Here is a 17,148-nt window from a genome sequence, read left to right as displayed (position 1 = left end):
GAATGGAAGTAATGTCAGTTATTCGCAGTGTATTTAGTATTATTTTTTACACAATAAACACGCTTATTTGGTTTGTGCCCATTTTTGTTTGTGGGTTATTAAAGTTAATTCCTATCAAACCCTTACAAAAACTTTTAAGTTGGGTTGCTAAGCAATGTGCCACTATTTGGGTGTCGTTTAATAGCTTAAATCAGAGCCTTTTTACACCCACTAAAATTAATGTAACTGGCCTTGAAGAAACCAAACTTAAAGATTGGTATTTAGTCATTGCCAATCACCAAAGCTGGGTAGATATTTTAGTACTACAGCGAGTGTTTAATCGCAAAATTCCATTTTTAAACTTCTTTTTGAAAAAAGAGCTTATTTACGTGCCAATTTTAGGTTTGTGTTGGTGGGCGCTCGATTTTCCATTTATGACTCGCACCAGTAAAAGTCAGTTAAAAAAGAACCCTAAATTACGTGGTAAAGACCTAGAAACAACCCGTAAAGCCTGCGAAAAATTTAAAGAAATGCCAGTAAGCGTTGTTAACTTTGTAGAGGGTACTCGTTTTACAGAGCAAAAACATGCGCGTCAAAGTAGCCCTTTCCCACATTTGTTAAAACCAAAGGCGGGCGGTATTGCATTTGTAATGCAGGCGATGGGTGAGCAAATTTCTAAAGTGGTTAACGTAACCATACATTACCCAGATGGCATACCTACGTTTATGGATTTTGCAGGTGGTAAAGTGAAGCAAATTAACGTACACGTAGATATACGCCCAGTAAGCGAAGAACTAATTGGTGATTACACTGGCGACTCTGAATTTAGAGTGGGCTTTCAAAGTGAACTAAACCGTTTATGGGAAGAAAAAGAGCAAACGCTACAGCAGCTTGAGCAAAACCATAAATAATAAGGCAAATATAATGAGCTTACAGTTATGCTAAAAAAGTGGTTACCAAATTGGCTTAATGGCTTAATTGTAGGCTGTGTATTGTTCTCTAATGTGATTATTTTTGGCACCTTAGTGCTACTGTTTGGGCTGGTTAAAATGCTGCTCCCTTTGGGTGTAATAAATACTATTTTACACCGTGTTTATCGTGGTTGGTGTAATGGTAATAGGTTTGGCTTATGGTTAGGTTGCCCTAATATTGAAGTAAATATAAATGGCGATTTAAACGTGCAAAGTTGGTACTTACTTATTTGTAATCATATGAGCTGGTTAGATATAGCCGTACTTAGCTCATTGCATAAATTACCTGCCCCAAAGTTTTTTTTAAAAGATGAATTAAAGTATGTGCCTTTTATTGGCTCAGGTGCATGGGCTATGGGCATGCCATTTATGAAGCGCGTGAGTAAAGCACAGCTCGCTAAAAACCCAAAACTTAAAGGTTTAGATGTTGAGCGTACAAAACATAGTTGCCGTAATTTTAGACGAAACCCCACTACAATAATCAATTTTGTAGAAGGCACCCGCTACACACCAGCAAAACATACAAGTCAGCAAAGTCCTTTTAAACATTTGCTTAAACCTAAAGCTGGTGGCATCGCCTTTGCGCTTGAGGTACTGGGTGAACAATTTGACGCTATGTTAAATTCGAGCGTAGTGTACAGCGGTAAAACCAGCCATGTGTGTCGTAATATTTTAACAGGTGAGCTTAATTCAATTTATGTCTCTATTGATGTGACACCTATCAATGAGCAAATGCTAGGCAGCTATCAACACGACAAAGCATTTAGAAGCGATTTTCAAAAGTACGTTAATGAGCTATGGGTTGCTAAAGATAGGCAGCTCACCGGCATTTATGCTCAACAAGATTTACCTGAACCACAAGTCAGTAAGGAAATTGAAACACTATGACCAACACACACCTTCAGGATTTAATTGCCCCTTGGTTTGAAAAAGTCCCCGATGCTAATTTTCTTAGCTCAATTACGGCAGCTTCAATTGGCATTTTATCATTATTAATTGTGTATTTATTTACACGCCGATTGATGCTTCCGGGAATTCAAAAGGTTGTTACTAAGTTATCTCCTGAGCGTATTGGTTTACTCTCCCCGTTGCTTAATAAACTCAATAAACGTATTGCAGGTATGCTATGTAGTGTACTTTTTTTAGCAACCTTTGATAGCGTGTACCCAGTCAATGAGCTAACCGCCGAAATTTTAAAAACGATTGGGCAAGGCATACTGATTATTCACGTAGGCTTTATTTTTAGCAGTATAGTGAGTATAGCTGGTGCTATTTATAACCAGCTAGATTTTGCACGCGAAGTGCCTATTCAGGGCTTACTACAAGTCGTAAAACTTATTACGTTTATTGTATGTGCAATATTAATAGTGAGTATCGTACTTGAAAAATCACCTACGTATATTCTCTCTGGTTTTGGTGCAATAGCCGCTGTTACCTTATTAGTATTTAAAGACACTATTTTAGGCTTTGTAGCGAGTATTCAAATTGCGGCAAATCGCTTAGTTACTTACGGTGATTGGATCCAAGTAGAAAACTATGGCGCAGATGGTGAGGTTATAGATTTAGGTTTAAATACTGTAAAAGTGCGCAACTGGGATAACACCATTACTACTATTCCTACTTATATGCTGGTTGCGGGTTCGTTTAAAAACTGGCGTGGAATGCAAGAATCAGGCGGTAGACGTATCAAGCGCTCACTAAACATAGACATGCATAGCATTTGTTTAGTAAGCGACGAGTTTAGAAAGCAAATAGATGCGGCTATTCCGCTGCATGAGTATATACGTGTTGCGTCATTACCTGATCCGGTCTCTAACTTAGGTCTATTTCGTCGTTACGCAGAGGGTTACTTAAAGCAACATAATAAAATTAATACATCGCTCACGTTAATGGTACGAGAGCTTCAGCCATTAAACCATGGCTTACCTATTGAGTTTTACTGCTTTAGCGAAGATAAACGCTGGATTTCTTATGAGCACTTACAAGCCGAAATTATGGACCACTTGCTTGCGGTACTGCCGGTGTTTGGCCTTAGAGCATATCAGAGCGTAAGTGGGCAATTAAGCCAACCTAACGCTCAACAAACAGATAAGCCTACGTTCAAAGTAGTGGCAAATAGTGCTGAGCAAGGCCCACAGCAATAAATAAAGCTAAGAGCCACCAAATAGGTGGCTTTTTAAATCTTAGCCATGCAAAAGCAGCAATAACCAGTGCAACCTGCCATAGGTTGTGAACGGCCGATGTCCAAATAGGTGAGTACAAAGCCGCCGCTAAAAAGCCCACTACGGCAGCGTTAAGCGCAGCAATAGAGCTTGCAAAGCGAGGTTTACTTGCCAGGTTTAACCAGCTTTTTTGAAACGCCAGCATTAATAAAAAACCCGGTGTAAAAATAAGTAGGGTTGCAGCTATGGCCCCTATTAAGGGTTGCTCTGAAGTGAGTTGCGCGCCTAGGTAAGTAGCTATTGTAAACATTGGTCCAGGTACAGCTTGAGCGCTGGCGTAGGCACTTAAAAACTGCTCATCACTGAGTGCTGGTACACCTGCCTGCAGAACAGGAAGCACAACATGTCCGCCACCAAATACCATGGCACCCGCTTGGTAAAAAGGGGTAAACAAAGCAAATTCTCGCCCTAAAGGAATAAAACTAATACACAGCAATAAAGCAAATAAGCCTAGTGGAAGCCAATTTACAGTGTTTTTGGAATCACTTGTTTGCGCCGCACTTGTGTTTAATTTTAATAAAGGCCAAACCGCGCCTATTGTTGCAGCAATTACTAAAATAGCGATTTGGGTGCCCATCATTGGCAATAGTATTAAGGCAAGCGTACTTAGTACTGCAAGTAACTTTAAAGTAATGCTTGTACAAAAGCTTTTAGCCATACTTAGCGTGGCATCGGCAACAATTACCACTGCAAATAGCTTTAAACCGGCAATAATTGCAAAGTAAACGGCATCAAACTGATGCGCACTAATAGCAAGTAGCACCATAATTAAAAATGAAGGCAGTGTAAAACCAATAAACGCAGCTATTCCGCCAAGTACGCCCGCTCGCTCTACACCAATAGCAAAGCTTACTTGGCTAGAGCCTGGCCCTGGAAGAGCTTGGCTTAAGCTAATAAGCTGGGCATAACGAGTGTTGGTTAGCCAGTTTAATGTATCTACAAAATGGCGTTTAAAATAGCCTAAATGTGCGGCTGGGCCACCAAAGCTCATACACCCAAGCAAAAAAAACTGCCTAAAAATAGCTAATAACATTGAGCTAGAGTCCTTTTTCAAAATTCATTAAATTGTCACAAACTAGTATGACATTTTTATTAAAAACACACTGCTGAGTTTACCGCTTTATGCGTTGCTAAAGTTAATTTTACTTAAAAATTAACAGACACTTCATAGTTTGTTCATAGATGTATTTGCATACTCTTGGTAATTCTAGAACGAACAGGACATCATCATGACATTAACTAAATCACTAATAAGTGCATCAGTTATCGCAGTATTACTAAGCGGCTGTGAAATGAATAATACCGGCAAAGGCGCGGCTATTGGCGCAGCAGCCGGTGGCGTATTAGGCAAAGCAACAAGTAACCATAAAGATAAGCGTATTTTTATAGGCGCAGCCATTGGCGCACTAGCTGGCGCTGCAGTTGGTAATTACATGGATAAGCAAGAAGAAGCATTTCGTGATGAACTTGCAGGCTCGGGTGTTGAAGTTGTACGCGAAGGCGATAACCTGCGTTTAGTTATGCCATCTAATATTACCTTTGCGACTGATCAATCTTATATTTCGTCTGGCTTTAACGACACCTTAGATGCGATTGCTAAAGTGATGAACAAATACGAAAAAACGTACCTAAGTATTGAAGGCCACACAGATAGCACAGGTAAAGATAGCTACAACATGAACCTATCGCGTGAGCGTGCTCAAAGCGTTAAAAACTACTTAGTTAATCAGCAAATTATGGCTGAGCGTGTAAGTACTATGGGTTATGGCGAAACACGTCCAATTGCGACTAACGATAGCGCAAATGGCCGTGCTCAAAACCGCCGTGTAGAAATTCAAATAGTGCCAAACACTGAAGATTAATTTTTGTTGAACTGCAATTCACAAAGACGCTGATACAAAGGGGAGCTTGCTAGCAATTGCTGGTGGCTCCCTGTTGCTTTTATCTCCCCATTTTCCATTACTACAATTACATCTGCATGCTTAACCGTTGCTAGCCTATGGGCAATAATTAACGTGGTGCGATTTTGCATTAAGTGCTCAAGCGCCGCTTGTACATGATGCTCACTTTGCGCATCAAGTGCGCTGGTCGCTTCATCTAAAAGCAGTATTTCAGGGTCTTTTAAAATAGCGCGCGCCAGTACAATTCGCTGCTTTTGCCCACCCGATAGCCTTACCCCTTGCTCACCTAAAAAGCTATTATAACCTTGCGGTAATTGTTTAATAAATTCATCAGCATGGGCATGTTTTGCAGCGGCGTATACTTGCTCGTCAGTGGCATTTGGGTTGCCGTAACGAATGTTATGCATTACGTCTGAACTAAATAAAATAGGGTTTTGAGCCACCATGCCCATTTTACCTCTGAGGGTATTAAGCGATAAGTCTTTAATGTTTACATCATTAAATTTAATCGCGCCATTTGCTGGATCGTAAAAGCGCTGTAGTAATTCAAATAACGTAGTTTTACCTGCGCCAGAGGGGCCAACAATGGCAACGGTTTTACCTTGCTCTATAGTTAAGCTTATTTTGTTAAGGGCGCTTACATCGGGGCGAGATGGGTAGTTAAAGCTAATGTTTTCAAGTTCGATAGCCGGGCTATTAGTGTTTACTAATAGCTTATCGTCTTGTGAAGTGATTGGGTTTTCTATTTCGCTTTTAACTGCAAGTAGCTCTAGTAAGCGCGCCGCAGCACCTGCTGCACGTTGCAGCTCGCCGTAAACCTCTGCAACGGTTGCCACCGACATAGCCACCATAATAGCGTAAAACACAAAGGCGCCTAGCTCACCGCCAGTCATAGTACCTGCCAATACGTCACTACCGCCTACCCAAAGCATTGCGCTAATAGCGCTAAAAGTTAAAAATATGACCGCTGCAATTAAAAATGAGCGTTGCTTAATACGGCTTTTGGCCACACTAAAGGCTTTTTCGGTTTCAAGTGCAAAAGCGTGCTGCTCTTGCGCTTCATGGCTATAGCTTTGTACTACTTTAATGTTTTGAATGATCTCGCCGGCATAGGTGCTTATGTCGGCTATTGCATCTTGGCTAGAACTTGCAAGTTTTCGCACCTTTTTACCAAATACCATCATGGGTACTAATACCAGCGGCACACAAGCAACAACGACAAGGGTAAGCTTTAAGTTAGTAACTAACAGCATTACTAAGCCGCCCACCAACATTAATGCGCTACGCAGTGCCATAGAAAACGATGAGCCAATAATCGATTGCAATAAAGTGGTGTCGGTTGTTAAACGCGACATAAGCTCGCCACTGCGGTTTTCTTCAAAGTAGCTTGGGTGCAAGGTAACAATGCGATTAAACACGGCTTTGCGAATATCGTTACTGACTCGTTCGCCAATCCACGACATTAAATAAAAGCGGCTAAACGTGCCCACGGCTAATAAGCTAATCAAACCAATAAGTACCAATACAGCTTGTTGTAACTGGGCTTGGGAGCCTGCGATAAAGCCATGATCTATGACAAATTTAACGCCTTGCCCTAATGATAAGTTAACACCTGCTGTGACTAAAAGGGCAGCAAGCGCCGCTACTACCATCCATTTATACGGTTTAATAAACGCAAAAATAGGTAATAAACTACTAAAGGCGGCTTTTTCGGGCTTAGGTGTTGTTTTTGACATAGTGGATTCTTTTTAAATGTTAAGGTATAGATATGGCACTAAGATAATAAAAATCAATACTTTTAAATATTAGCCTCAATAAGGAAACGTTATGACTACAGCAACCGTAAGTGGAGAATTTAATGTAAACCTAGCCCCTATAGAAGGCTACGCAAGCGGCCAAAATGGTATTAATTTAGGGCGTATGTCGATAGATAAAACTTTTAAAGGTAGCTTAAATGCCACCAGCCAAGGCGAAATGCTAAGCGCCATGACACCCACGCAAGGCAGTGCCGGTTATGTTGCTATAGAGCAAGTAATAGGCGAACTTGAAGGCAAAAAAGGCAGCTTTGTATTGCAGCATTTTGGTACTATGGATAAAGGCCAAGATAGCCTAATTTTAAACGTAATTCCCGACTCAGGCACTCATGAGCTAGAAGGGTTAATGGGCAGTATGAAAATACGTATTGAGCAAGGGATTCACTACTACGATTTTGAATACACGTTATAAGTTACACAAGGATTAAGATGCAAAAAGTAATCGAATTTAGAAAGACTCGTTTTTTGGGTGGCGTAGATATAGCCGCACTGAATGATCGCATACAGGAATTAAACCAAGATGGTTGGAAAGTGTTAAACGCAGTGCCATTGGCAGGTTTTTATGGGCAAGTGCACGGCTATACGTTACTTATTGAAACTGACGAGCTTTAAATGACATTTTCAGTATGGTTAAGCCTAGCGGCTATTTGCATGATGGGCGCAATGTCGCCAGGGCCAAGTTTGGCGGTGGTTTTAAAGCACTCACTTAACGGCAGTATGAAAAACGGTATGCTTGCCGCACTCAGTCATGGCACTGGCGTTGGCTTGTATGCCGGTGCATCGTTATTAGGGTTAGGCGCTTTAATGACGCAGTTTCCAACAGTTTATCAAATACTCGTTTACTTAGGTGCGGCCTATTTGGCGTATTTAGGCATAAAAATATTGCTAGCAAAACCAAGTAATGACGAACTTGAAATACATAAAAGTGAGGTAAGTGCAGCTAAAGCATTACAAGATGGCTTTGCCATTGCGTTTTTAAATCCAAAACTCGCTATTTTCTTTTTAGCGTTGTTTTCGCAATTTATAGACCCGCAAAACCTTACTTTAAGCATTGGTATTATTATGTGCTTAACGGTATTTGTAATTGATACCGGCTGGTATTTACTGGTGGCGTTACTGACAGAGGTTTCAAAAAACCGCTTGGGTTTTACCAAGCAAAACCCATGGCTTGATAAAATACTAGGAATTATATTTATTGCCCTTGCTGTTAAAGTAATTATTAGCGTGTAAATATTTGTCACACGCTAATAATATTAAAAACGATAGTTAACCGACATCATAACGGTAGTAGTGTTATCGGTATCAATAATGGGTGAGTCTTCAATGTCAGAATCGAGCTGTTGATAGTTAACCATAGCGTTTACGTTCCAGTTTTTATTAATGTAATACATCAAAAATAAACCCGCATTGTAGTTTACTGTAGAACCAAGTTCGTAAGGCGCATAGGTGGTAGATTCACCGGTTGCTACACCATAATAATAGTTAGATACATCACTGCTATTTAGCTCAATACCCACAGAAGGAGTAAGCATTAATTGCTTAGATAACTTAATTGGGTAGCTGTAATTGGTTTTAAATTTAGCGCCATCACCGTGGCCTATTACATCATGAGTAGCACTTGCACTTATTTTACCAAAACCTGCAGAGTAGCTAACCTTAGTGCCAGCATAAAGAGGCAGTTTTCTGTCGTCTAAGGCTTTAATGGCTGCAAGGTTTGAATCTGAGGTATCAAAGTTATCGCCAGGCTCTAAAACTAATGACCAATTAAAACCTTGCTCCTCCACTAATTTATAATCAAGTGACAAACCTCTAAAACTAAGTCTTTCACCTTCATAGGTAATGATAGGTAAAAAAAGTGTTTCACTGTCGGTTCCCGCATAAGGGGAGCTGGTAGAAATAACGCCGCCCCCTAATGAAAACTGCGACTCAGCCTGAGCAGCAATACTACAAAGCGTTAGAGTGCCAACTAATATCCGTATTGAGTTTTTAATATAAGTGTTCATTAAAAGCCTTAGGTGTTAAATAAGTAAAAAGATAAATTGCTGAGACAATTTAAGTGCATCTCAAAACTAATAGGCTTTAGTGTAGCTATATTTACTGTTGGTGTTTGTAATAGAGTGTGTGAAAGTATATTTGCATGTAAGTGGCTAAATTGCATTGAAGCCGTTGATCACGTAAGTTTAATACAGTAAGCGTGTTTAACTATCTCAATCAATAAAGACACACTCCCTAGATTTAATAAAATGGGTATGAGGATAAACCAATGAGCAACCCTATTTTAAAAAGTGCCAGCTTTGATCCCAAAGTGAAGCAATACTGGATGACTACGGCATGCCTTTTTAGCGCCTTAGCCTTGGTGACTATTCCGCTCATACCTGTGGTGTTAATTATTGTTTGGCTGGTGGCAGGTAAAATTTTAGCGGCTATGTCGGCGCAATTACTCACGCAAAAACTGGTTGTTAAACGCGGTATTTTATTTAAAGAAGAAAAATCGATACCACTTGAAAAAATAACCGATGTTGGGCTGAGCCAAGGGCCTCTTATGCGTTTATTTGGCTTATACCGCTTAAGCTTTGAAACCGCCGGGCAATCTGGTCATGGTGCATTGGTGTCATTACTTGGTGTTGTAAACGCCAGTGAGTTTAGAGAAGCCATACTTGAGCAAAAAGATAACTTAGCTGCGCAAGCACCGGCAAAGTTTTCAAATGCAGAAAGCCCGAAAAATCAATTAGAGCTAATACGCGCACTTACTTATAGCGTAAAAAATATCGAGCAAATGTTAAGCACGTTATTAGATGAGAAAAAGTAAGAGATTTAATAGCTTTAGTAAAGAAATAGAAGAAAAAAGGGGCGTGTTTAATTATTAAAGCTTGAATGACAGGTAGTTATTGCTACCCGTCATTTAGCGAAATGATTATAGAAGATTTAACAAGATACCTTAATTGTAAGTATTTTTACTTCATTGATATAATAATGTTTTTCGCAAACTTGATTATCCCAGCCGTCACCACCTCCAGAGCTAGGTGGAGAGGTGTTTGATGGTAGTGTTTGATCTAAAGCATCTTGAAGGCATTGGTCCACAGTATTAATCGATGTTGTTTTAAGCTGGTTTAAGGTAATCCCATCTAAATAAGTTAAATAGGGGTTCACTGATACGCTAAGTGCACCAAATTCTTTAATCCACTTTACTGAGAAAACGACGTTGTACTGACTTGTACCACTCAGGGGAGCTTCTTGGTTTTGAGTAAAACGTACGCGTGTATTGAAGTTCTTACTTACTTTTCCCCAAGTGCCTTGGTACAAAATTCCGCCTACACCAATTGAAAAACCTTCACTACTAAATTCCTTAGCAAGAAAAAAGCGTTCTGGGTATTTAAAATCAGTTTTAGCTTTATTGTTTAGCCTATTCTGTAATTGGGATGCGGTTCGTCCTTCAAGTACTGCTTTTACTGCATCGGTTATATGTGGAGGGCAGCTGTCTGCCGTATTTGGACTAGTCATATTAAGTGAAGTATATTGACTCACTTTGAGCGGTGATGCACTTATCTCTGTCTGCATTTCTTTTAAAAATGTAGAGAAATTTTTAAAAGTTGTTTTTAACCTTAATATTGCGGTTTTATCATTGGTGTTCAAAGATATCGATTCAGCATATTTATTAAGATAAAGCTTACTTGAGCCTTGATTATGATGCCTAACCATAAATGCAAAATGCTCTTTACCAAGTAAATCTGCAACTATAACCTTTTTAGGCGTTGTGTAGCATACCTGATTATCAATTGTGATTATTTCGTTTGGGTCTGATGAGTAGCATTGAGTTAATGGGGGGTTATCTTTTGCTAACTGATAGGCTTCATCGTAATTACAGCCCTCGCACATAAATAAAGTAACGTTGTTATCATTTGCTTCTGCAATATTTGCAAACATAAGCAACAAGGCTACAAATGTGATTAAACATTTCATTTATTTCTCTTTCCTTAGATGTTAATTTCGTACCTTTTTCGGTTAAACCTTGGCAGCTCAAATACTAATAGTCAATCTTGTTAATAAGTACTTTTTACATCAAGAGCAATAAAGGTTGTACTGTTTAGATTCAGTTAATGTGGTATTTGAAAAGTAGCGCAGCTTTTCGACATTTTTTGAAGCGGACTAAAAATATTATATATAGGGGGATGAAAAGAGTAATGGCGATTGTTAGATGCTTTTAAGTAAATCGCTGTGTAAACAAAGTTGCGGCGATCATGACTGACCGCCTAGCTAATTTTAACTTAAAAGACCTCATGCACTTTTTCTACATTACAAGTAATAACCGTTACGTTTTCGTAGCCAACGCGAGTTAGTGCTTCTGCGCTTAATGTGGCGCGCGCACCGCTGGCACAATGCAAGTAAATAGGGCGGGCTGCGTCTTTTTCTATTTCCATTAGCTTCATTTCAAGTAATCCGCGAGGAATATTAATTGCCCCAACCGCAGCTACATTGGCATGCTCAGCAGGTTCGCGCACATCAATAAGCAGCCCTTTATTTTGCTCAAGCTCTTGCTTTGCTTGAGCTGCATCAATGCGGCGCTGGTTAGGCGTGATAACTTTTAATAAATCAGGGATTGAGGTAAGCATGTGTTCGTTCCTTAACGCCAAATTGCGTAGTAGTTTGATCATTGAGCGCCTATAGCTAGAGGCTGATTACATATACTTTAGTGTAGTAAAAATAGTTAGGCATATTTCGTTCGTCACTAAAGGTATAAGTATTCAGATAGCCAAAATTAACTGTAGCCGCTCGTGTTGACTTTTAATTACTATATTGTTTTTTATTACATTAGTAAATTCTAATATTAGACATTTCTAATATATATATTTATACTTTATTCACTTCTTATAATAAGAGCATGTTATGAACATCGACTTTACGGCAATGGCTGGCAATGTAGCGCAAGCCGAACAGCTATTAAAAATTTTGGCTAATAAAAATCGCTTAATGATTTTATGTTCATTGCAAGATACAGAAATGAGCGTATCGCAACTAAACGAGGCTGTACCCTTGGCACAATCGGCACTTTCTCAACATTTAGCTGCACTTAGGAAAGCTAAAATAGTGGCTACTCGCCGCGAAAGCCAAACCATTTATTACCGGGTTATTGACGATAATGCGGTGCAATTACTCGGCATGTTATATGGCTTGTTTTGTAAGGATTAATACTTGTGAGCATAATTGATAACGCAGTAAAAAGTAGTTTGAGTGGCCGTTTGCCGGTCATTATTTTTGTGTTATCGGTTGTGCTCGGGTTATTTGCGCTAAAGCAAACAGCCCGTGAAGAAGAGCCACAAATTGTGGTGCCCATGCTCGATATTTACTTATCTACCCCAAATGTAGAAGCCCCCGAAGTGGCACGCTTAGCTACCGAGCCGCTTGAAAAGTTACTAGCGCAATTGCGAGGCGTTAAACATATTTACTCTACTACTCAAACTAATGGTGCAGTAGTAACACTTCGTTTTAAAGTTGGCCATAACCGAGAGCAAGCCATACTCGATACATATGCAAAGCTTTATAGCTATGAACATACAATGGCCCCTATTATAAGTAGTTGGCAAGTGCGCCCGGTGGAAGTGAATGATGTGCCTATTATTATGCTTGGGCTGTACAGTAAAGATCCAAAACTTTATAGCGACTATGAACTCACACGTTTTGCTAATGAGATAGCAAATAACCTCCAGCGTATACTTAGCACTAGTGAGGTTAAAGTAATAGCTGGGCGCGAACGGGCTTTAACTATAAACCTAAACGCAGCTGCATTAGCGGCGCACCAAACTACATTAAGCGACGTCTACTTTGCATTGCAAGCCTCTAATCAGTTGGCGCAAGTAGGTAGTGTTATTGATGGGCAACAACAAATAATACTGCAAGCGGGTGATGTACTTAGAAATAAAACAGCCATTGAACAGCTTATCGTTAATGTTGTTAATGGTAAAAGTGTATACATAAGTGATATAGCAAACGTAATTGATGGCCCCACTGAGCCTACTAATTATCAATGGTTAGCCCAATCAAATAAACATCAAAGTTTACCTATGGTAACAATGAGTGTGGCCAAACAAGAGGGTGCTAACGCTGTTACAGTTGCTGATAATGTACATAGCGCAATGGCGCAACTTAAAAGTACTTTATTACCAAATGAAATTGATTACACGGTATTAAGAGATTACGGAAAAACAGCTAACGAAAAGGTAAATAACTTAACCTCTAGCTTAGTATTTGCGGTATTTACAGTTGTATTATTTGTAGGTGTATTTTTAGGCTGGCGTGCGGCTATTGTAGTGGGCCTTGCGGTACCTATTTGTTATGGGATTACGCTTTCGCTTGATTATGTATTTGGCTATAGCATTAACCGCGTGACCTTATTTGCACTTATTTTATCACTTGGTTTGCTAGTTGATGACCCTATTACTGGCATCGATAACATGAGCCGCTTTATAAATAAAAAAGGTGATAAAAAAAGCAATATTGTGGCGGCAATCAGCGAAATTCGTACACCGTTATTAATGTCTACGCTGACTATTATGTTTGCTTTTATACCTTTAGCTTTTATAAGTGGAATGATGGGGCCGTACATGGCACCGATGGCGTTTAATGTGCCAATAAGTGTAATGGTGTCTACTTTGGTGGCATTTTTAGTCACCCCTTGGCTTGCAATTAAACTCTTAAAGCCAAACAGCGGCAAGCCTTTAACAGCAGATAAAGTAAGTATTTATACACGTGTACTCACGCCCTTATTACATACTAAAACCCGTGCTAAGTGGGTACTCTGGATCACGCTATTGCTCTTTATTATTAGTGCATTATTACCTGTATTACGCTTAGTCCCACTTAAGCTTTTACCCTTTGACAACAAAAATGAAGTTCAAGTATTAATAGACATGCCAGAGGGCACAAGTTTAGAGCAAACAGCTGCATTTACTCAACAAGTGCAAGCACTTACATGGCAGCTGAATGAGGTTGACGAAATAGCTGCCTACATAGGTAAGCCTTCAAGTATGGACTTTAACGCAATGGTTCGAGGCTATTACCGAAGAGACGCTAGCAACTTAGCAGAGCTTAGAGTATTACTACTTGATAAAGCTGATCGCGAGCAGCAGTCGCATGGTGTAGTTATGCGACTACGTAAACAACTAAGCCCTATAGCCGCTAATGGTATAAACATAAAAGTGGTTGAAGTTCCTCCTGGCCCGCCAGTATTAAGCACTCTAGTTGCCGAGGTTTATAAAGACCCATTTATTGATGCAAATACGCACACTTTAGCCGCACAGCAAGTAGCTAAACGACTTCAGCAAGAGCCACATGTTGTTGAAGTAGATACCTCAATAGCTCAAAGCGCACCTCTAAAACGATTTATTACAGATAAAAGTAAAGCTGCGTTATCGGCAATATCAACCCAAGACATTGTACAAAGCTTACAAATTGCATCGCAGGGTATGGAAGTAGGTGTTATGTATGTAAGCGGCGAAACCAAGCCAGTTGCTATTAACTTACAGCTTCCATACCAGCAAAAAAATCAGTTTTCACAATTATTAGCTCTACAAATTAGAGGTGATAGGGATGTAGTTAAAAGCAGTAGTGAGTTTGGCTTAACAAGTGCGGCGCGGCCTTTAGTATCACTCTCGGAAGTGGGTGAGTTTAGCAATTTAGAGGTTGCTAAGCCTATTGTTAGAAAAGATCAACGAGATTTGATTTACGTTTTTGCAGAGTTAAATGGTCGTACTCCTGCCGCTGTTATTGCCGATGTAAATTCAGACTTTAATGCAAACCAAGAATCATTTTTGCAAAACGATTGGCCTAATAGGCACTTTTTAAATAACGGAGGGACCGCTGTTTGGCAATTACCACAGGGTACAAATGTTACCTTTAGTGGCGAAGGTGAGTGGCGTATAACCATTGATGTATTTAGAGATATGGGCATTGCATTTGCATTCGCACTGAGCGCAATTTTTATTATTTTGCGCGTACAAACGAAATCGGTGAGTTTATCGTTAATTATAATGTCGGCTATTCCACTAACGGTAATTGGTATTATGCCAGGGTTTTGGTTATTAAATCAGTTTGGTGAGCGCACTATTGCACAAGCCCCAGAGCCGGTTTTATTTACCGCCACTGCGATGATAGGCATGATAGCACTGGCTGGTATTGTGGTTCGTAATTCACTTATTTTAGTCGAGTTTATAAACCAAGCACGCGTACAGGGTATGGTAATTAAAGAGGCGCTTATAGCGGCTGGCACACACCGAATGCGCCCAGTCCTTTTAACTGCAGGCACAACTTTATTAGGTAATTTAGTGATTACCCTCGATCCAGTTTTTAGTGGGCTAGCAATAGCTATTATTTTTGGCATTGTGGCATCTACATTATTTTCGTTATTTGTAGTTCCCCTTGTTTACTATTTAGTGTTTGCAAATACAGAGGAAAATACTCATGCAGGGTAAATCAAAAATTTTAGGTTTAGTGTTTGCCTTATTTGTGATCATTATTGCAGTGTTATATATGGCAGGAAGCTTTACACAAAAGCAAACAGCGGGTTTAAAAAATATTGAAGCGCAAAGCTATAGTGGTAAACAAATAACAGTAGCACTTGAACCTATACAGCTAGTAGAGCGTGTACCTGGTAGTGTAATTGCAAAGCAAAATACGCAAATTTCCTCACGGGTTATGGCGCAAATAGAAAAGTTTAACGTACGCGCCGGCAACAGAGTATCAAAGGGGGATGTGCTTATTACGCTGCAACAAGATGACTTTAAAGCACAGGTTACACAAAGTAAGGCGCAAATCAGTGCAATTCAAGCCTCTCTCACTCAGGCAAAGAACCAGCTTGCGCGCGTAAAAGAATTGAGTGATAAAAAGTTGGTGTCGGTAAGTGAGCTCGATGATGCACAAGCTAAATTTGATACCTTAACAGCTAAGTTAGCTGTAGCTGAGCAGCAGCAAGAGCAAGCTAAAATAGCACTAAACTTTACGTCAATTACTGCGCCTATTGCTGGTGTAGTGGTAGAGCGATTAGCAGAGCCCGGTGATACTGTAACCCCAGGTACTGCACTTATGGCACTTTATAACCCACTTCAGTTACAAGTAGAATTTAACATACGAGAGCGACAAGCTGTAAAGCTTAAAACTGGGGATGGGTTATCCGTTTTTTTCCCTTCTTTAAATATTCAAAGCCAAGCGATAGTAAGTGAAATAATTCCCGTGGCCGATAAAGCTGCACGAAGCTTATTGGTTAGGCTCGATTTTGATTTACAGTTAGGTTTGATCCCTGGTTTATATGCGCAGCTAGTTTTACCATTGAATAAGCACCAAGGTATATTAGTGCCTGAAGAGGCAGTGCATAATTTTGGTGAGTTAAATATGGTGTACGTTATAGAAAACCAAAATATTCAAAGGCGCTTTATACGTTTAGGAGACATTATAGACGGGCGGCAGCATATTATCGCAGGGCTCAATCCCGGCGATAAGCTTGCTATTGAATACGACCCTAAATAAAGGTCGCAATTTCATTAAGCGATTTTTTATCAAGTGCATGGGCAGGTACTGTTGCATCATCGCTTGGGTAGCCTGCAATAAGTAGCATGTAAGGGCGTTCGTTGTCTTTATCTCGCTTACATATATCGGTTAAAAAGCTCATTGGTTTTGGAGTATGGGTAAGGGTAGCTAAGCCCGAACGATGCAAGGCTTGAATTAAAAAGCCGGTAGCTAAGCCAACAGACTCATGCACATAATAATTGGTGTTTTTATCATAGGTGTTTACGCCGCCCTTTTTTTGACTAAATACAGCAATAAGCCAAGGCGCGTGTTCTAAATAAGGTTTACTAGCATCGGTGCCTAACGGTTTTAGCGCATCGAGCCATTCTTCTCCTGCTCTGCCTTCGTAAAAAGAACGCTCTAGTTTTTCGGCGGCCTCTCTTATTTGTTTTTTTACATCGCTACTGTTAATAGCCACAAAATGCCACGGTTGGTGATTGGCCCCACTTGGCGCAGTACCAGCTGCTTTAATACATGCTTCAATTATATTTTTAGGTACTGGACGGTCGCTAAAGCTGCGAATACTATGGCGGCGCTGACTAGTTTGTAAAAACTCATTTGCACGCTTTAGCATTTCATCGTGAGGGTATTCGATAAAGTCGTTTAGTGGTTGGCTTTGATGTTTTTGCATGGCTTTACGCTTCTTATAAATTGTGTGTGTGGTTTTTATACCGACTGAATAAATGCTAGGCAAGTATTTTTACTT

The 17,148-nt window shown here is 39.9% G+C and carries 17 protein-coding genes; 11 read left to right on the top strand and 6 right to left on the bottom strand.

Annotated elements, in window-relative coordinates:
• Positions 1-11: 11 nt before the first annotated feature.
• Genes ATS74_RS05395 through ATS74_RS05385 form a run of 3 tightly spaced genes read left to right on the top strand, consistent with a single transcriptional unit; the run spans position 12 to position 3,094 of the window.
• Positions 12-890, top strand: coding sequence for an acyltransferase (locus ATS74_RS05395; RefSeq protein ID WP_058547916.1), 879 nt, complete (start codon positions 12-14; stop codon positions 888-890).
• Between the two features lie 27 nt (positions 891-917).
• On the top strand, positions 918-1,838 hold the full coding sequence (locus tag ATS74_RS05390) for an acetyltransferase (protein WP_058547915.1): 921 nt from the start codon (positions 918-920) through the stop codon (positions 1,836-1,838).
• Positions 1,835-3,094: a mechanosensitive ion channel family protein gene (locus tag ATS74_RS05385; protein WP_058547914.1), complete on the top strand. Its 1,260-nt coding sequence runs from the start codon at positions 1,835-1,837 to the stop codon at positions 3,092-3,094. The genes ATS74_RS05390 and ATS74_RS05385 overlap by 4 nt, the downstream gene beginning before the upstream one ends.
• Here the strand turns inward: ATS74_RS05385 and chrA are convergent.
• Entirely contained in the window at positions 3,051-4,205 is a 1,155-nt protein-coding gene (gene chrA, locus ATS74_RS05380; protein WP_058547913.1) for a chromate efflux transporter, read from the bottom strand. The two genes, ATS74_RS05385 and chrA, sit on opposite strands and share 44 nt — an antisense overlap.
• A 196-nt stretch (positions 4,206-4,401) precedes the next feature.
• Between chrA and ATS74_RS05375 the strand changes: the two genes are divergently transcribed.
• Positions 4,402-5,034, top strand: a complete 633-nt coding sequence (locus ATS74_RS05375; protein ID WP_058547912.1) for an OmpA family protein — start codon at positions 4,402-4,404, stop codon at positions 5,032-5,034.
• On the opposite strand, the gene ATS74_RS05370 is transcribed toward ATS74_RS05375, so the two are convergent.
• On the bottom strand, positions 5,031-6,809 hold the full coding sequence (locus ATS74_RS05370) for an ABC transporter transmembrane domain-containing protein (RefSeq protein ID WP_058547911.1): 1,779 nt from the start codon (positions 6,807-6,809) through the stop codon (positions 5,031-5,033). The genes ATS74_RS05375 and ATS74_RS05370 overlap by 4 nt on opposite strands.
• 91 nt (positions 6,810-6,900) lie before the next feature.
• Between ATS74_RS05370 and ATS74_RS05365 the strand changes: the two genes are divergently transcribed.
• Genes ATS74_RS05365 through ATS74_RS05355 form a run of 3 tightly spaced genes read left to right on the top strand, consistent with a single transcriptional unit; the run spans position 6,901 to position 8,117 of the window.
• On the top strand, positions 6,901-7,299 hold the full coding sequence (locus ATS74_RS05365; protein ID WP_058547910.1) for a DUF3224 domain-containing protein: 399 nt from the start codon (positions 6,901-6,903) through the stop codon (positions 7,297-7,299).
• Between the two features lie 17 nt (positions 7,300-7,316).
• Positions 7,317-7,499 carry a hypothetical protein gene (locus ATS74_RS05360; protein ID WP_058547909.1) on the top strand — a complete coding sequence of 61 codons (183 nt, stop codon included), beginning with the start codon at positions 7,317-7,319 and terminating at the stop codon, positions 7,497-7,499.
• A complete protein-coding gene (locus ATS74_RS05355) occupies positions 7,500-8,117 on the top strand; it encodes a LysE family translocator (protein ID WP_058547908.1) in 618 nt (205 codons plus the stop codon).
• Between the two features lie 23 nt (positions 8,118-8,140).
• Here the strand turns inward: ATS74_RS05355 and ATS74_RS05350 are convergent, their stop codons facing one another.
• A complete protein-coding gene (locus ATS74_RS05350) occupies positions 8,141-8,890 on the bottom strand; it encodes a MipA/OmpV family protein (RefSeq protein ID WP_058547907.1) in 750 nt (249 codons plus the stop codon).
• A 260-nt stretch (positions 8,891-9,150) separates the two neighbouring features.
• On the opposite strand from ATS74_RS05350, the gene ATS74_RS05345 reads away from it, so the two are divergent.
• Entirely contained in the window at positions 9,151-9,696 is a 546-nt protein-coding gene (locus tag ATS74_RS05345) for a PH domain-containing protein (RefSeq protein ID WP_058547906.1), read from the top strand.
• 116 nt (positions 9,697-9,812) lie between these two features.
• On the opposite strand, the gene ATS74_RS05340 is transcribed toward ATS74_RS05345, so the two are convergent.
• Positions 9,813-10,847 (bottom strand): hypothetical protein, encoded by a 1,035-nt coding sequence (locus ATS74_RS05340; RefSeq protein WP_058547905.1) that lies wholly within the window; start codon positions 10,845-10,847, stop codon positions 9,813-9,815.
• Positions 10,848-11,152: 305 nt separating this feature from the next.
• A complete protein-coding gene (locus tag ATS74_RS05335) occupies positions 11,153-11,497 on the bottom strand; it encodes a rhodanese-like domain-containing protein (RefSeq protein ID WP_058547904.1) in 345 nt (114 codons plus the stop codon).
• A gap of 274 nt (positions 11,498-11,771) precedes the next feature.
• On the opposite strand from ATS74_RS05335, the gene ATS74_RS05330 reads away from it, so the two are divergent.
• The 3 genes from ATS74_RS05330 to ATS74_RS05320 are packed head-to-tail and all read left to right on the top strand — an operon-like array spanning position 11,772 to position 16,403.
• Entirely contained in the window at positions 11,772-12,074 is a 303-nt protein-coding gene (locus ATS74_RS05330; RefSeq protein ID WP_058547903.1) for an ArsR/SmtB family transcription factor, read from the top strand.
• Positions 12,075-12,079: 5 nt separating this feature from the next.
• Positions 12,080-15,352: an efflux RND transporter permease subunit gene (locus tag ATS74_RS05325; RefSeq protein ID WP_058547902.1), complete on the top strand. Its 3,273-nt coding sequence runs from the start codon at positions 12,080-12,082 to the stop codon at positions 15,350-15,352.
• Entirely contained in the window at positions 15,342-16,403 is a 1,062-nt protein-coding gene (locus ATS74_RS05320) for an efflux RND transporter periplasmic adaptor subunit (RefSeq protein ID WP_058547901.1), read from the top strand. The genes ATS74_RS05325 and ATS74_RS05320 overlap by 11 nt, the downstream gene beginning before the upstream one ends.
• Here ATS74_RS05320 and ATS74_RS05315 read toward each other — a convergent pair.
• Positions 16,396-17,073, bottom strand: a complete 678-nt coding sequence (locus ATS74_RS05315) for a nitroreductase family protein (RefSeq protein ID WP_058547900.1) — start codon at positions 17,071-17,073, stop codon at positions 16,396-16,398. The genes ATS74_RS05320 and ATS74_RS05315 overlap by 8 nt on opposite strands.
• Between the last annotated feature and the right edge of the window lie 75 nt (positions 17,074-17,148).

Source organism: Pseudoalteromonas sp. H103 (assembly GCF_001469205.1).
In the GTDB taxonomy this organism is placed as follows: domain Bacteria; phylum Pseudomonadota; class Gammaproteobacteria; order Enterobacterales; family Alteromonadaceae; genus Pseudoalteromonas; species Pseudoalteromonas carrageenovora.
Note: the sequence above shows the minus strand (reverse complement) of the source record. Positions and strands in the feature narration are given on the sequence as shown.

Coding starts and splice junctions, on each gene's coding strand:
- ATS74_RS05395 (WP_058547916.1), top strand. CDS start 12: ATGTCAGTTATTCGCAGTGTATTTAGTATTATTTTTTACACAATAAAC.
- ATS74_RS05390 (WP_058547915.1), top strand. CDS start 918: ATGCTAAAAAAGTGGTTACCAAATTGGCTTAATGGCTTAATTGTAGGC.
- ATS74_RS05385 (WP_058547914.1), top strand. CDS start 1,835: ATGACCAACACACACCTTCAGGATTTAATTGCCCCTTGGTTTGAAAAA.
- chrA (WP_058547913.1), bottom strand. CDS start 4,205: ATGTTATTAGCTATTTTTAGGCAGTTTTTTTTGCTTGGGTGTATGAGC.
- ATS74_RS05375 (WP_058547912.1), top strand. CDS start 4,402: ATGACATTAACTAAATCACTAATAAGTGCATCAGTTATCGCAGTATTA.
- ATS74_RS05370 (WP_058547911.1), bottom strand. CDS start 6,809: ATGTCAAAAACAACACCTAAGCCCGAAAAAGCCGCCTTTAGTAGTTTA.
- ATS74_RS05365 (WP_058547910.1), top strand. CDS start 6,901: ATGACTACAGCAACCGTAAGTGGAGAATTTAATGTAAACCTAGCCCCT.
- ATS74_RS05360 (WP_058547909.1), top strand. CDS start 7,317: ATGCAAAAAGTAATCGAATTTAGAAAGACTCGTTTTTTGGGTGGCGTA.
- ATS74_RS05355 (WP_058547908.1), top strand. CDS start 7,500: ATGACATTTTCAGTATGGTTAAGCCTAGCGGCTATTTGCATGATGGGC.
- ATS74_RS05350 (WP_058547907.1), bottom strand. CDS start 8,890: ATGAACACTTATATTAAAAACTCAATACGGATATTAGTTGGCACTCTA.
- ATS74_RS05345 (WP_058547906.1), top strand. CDS start 9,151: ATGAGCAACCCTATTTTAAAAAGTGCCAGCTTTGATCCCAAAGTGAAG.
- ATS74_RS05340 (WP_058547905.1), bottom strand. CDS start 10,847: ATGAAATGTTTAATCACATTTGTAGCCTTGTTGCTTATGTTTGCAAAT.
- ATS74_RS05335 (WP_058547904.1), bottom strand. CDS start 11,497: ATGCTTACCTCAATCCCTGATTTATTAAAAGTTATCACGCCTAACCAG.
- ATS74_RS05330 (WP_058547903.1), top strand. CDS start 11,772: ATGAACATCGACTTTACGGCAATGGCTGGCAATGTAGCGCAAGCCGAA.
- ATS74_RS05320 (WP_058547901.1), top strand. CDS start 15,342: ATGCAGGGTAAATCAAAAATTTTAGGTTTAGTGTTTGCCTTATTTGTG.
- ATS74_RS05315 (WP_058547900.1), bottom strand. CDS start 17,073: ATGCAAAAACATCAAAGCCAACCACTAAACGACTTTATCGAATACCCT.